This window comes from Methanoregula sp. (assembly GCF_002835825.1).
Classification (GTDB): Archaea; Halobacteriota; Methanomicrobia; order Methanomicrobiales; family Methanospirillaceae; genus Methanoregula.
Map to the genome: position 1 here is coordinate 1 of NZ_PIZH01000801.1, position 1012 is coordinate 1012.

The 1012-nt window shown below is 52.7% G+C and carries 1 protein-coding gene; it reads right to left on the minus strand.

Annotated features, from left to right (window positions below; all coding sequences use genetic code 11):
* On the minus strand, positions 1-730 hold a 730-nt coding region (locus tag CW742_RS15315; RefSeq protein ID WP_292421911.1), incomplete at its 3' end, for a metal-dependent hydrolase.
* Positions 731-1012: the final 282 nt, after the last annotated feature.

A 1012-nucleotide genomic window follows, 5' to 3' on the forward strand; every position in this document is an offset into this window, starting at 1 on the left:
ATGTTGCAAGGCTCTCCTCCTCAAGGGAGCGCCGGCCCTCATCCCGGCCGGGCCTTACTTCGGACTGCAGAACCATGACCAGGAGACTGAAGAATGCACCGGCAATTCCCGCGGCTGAGGAAACATCCCCGGGAAGTACGGCTGCGACAACCACGATCTGGCATACAACAAAGATAAGAACATGCTGGATATGGAACCGTGATATCCGGAAGTCATAGACATCACACGGGCGGATGCTGCCATGGAGGATGGTTTCAGAGAACGGGTAGAAGAGTGCGATTCCTTTCCGGCAGCAAAGGTCATGGACCAGATGGATAGCCAGACCCGTGAATACTCCGGCTGATAGATGCAGGAAGAGCGGCCATGCTCCGGAGACGGGTACAAGACTACTCAGTACGAACAGGGCACCGGTGAAGAGCAGCGTGAAGAGAACGATGCCGGGCAGAGAATGGGTGAGACGTTTATCAGATGTATTTACCGGGATACCGAACAGCAGGGAGTAGAGTCCGGAGAGTGCCGGTATAATGGTTATCCTGGTGATGCTGACGATACACCATGCCACGCTCAGGAGACGGATGGCTGACGGTTGTTTCATATGGATGTCAGGGAGGATCGCCCCAAGGCAGATCCCACAGATAAGGAAGATGCCGGTTATCCCTGTAATGTTTTCCGTCGTCCAGAGGATACCCCCGGTCATCAGGGCAAGGGCAAGGTGGTGTCGGGTCAGCATAACAATCCGTGAACAGGTCCGATGATGGTTTGTCACCCGGAATCGATCCGGAAATTCTCCGGGGCCCGGTTCCCGGATCATTCTCCGGGTGTGTGCATGGTGTCCTGGCAGTGCATGCCGCTCCCAAGACAATACCCTTGTTGGCGCAAAACCAATATAATTGTTTTCTTTTAACTTAAGTAAAAAGTAAAACAAAATGTATTTATTATGCAACGAACCACGATGGATAAACATCGGACACGATATCATGATCCCGTTCGCAGCCAGAAGACAGTTCATCCT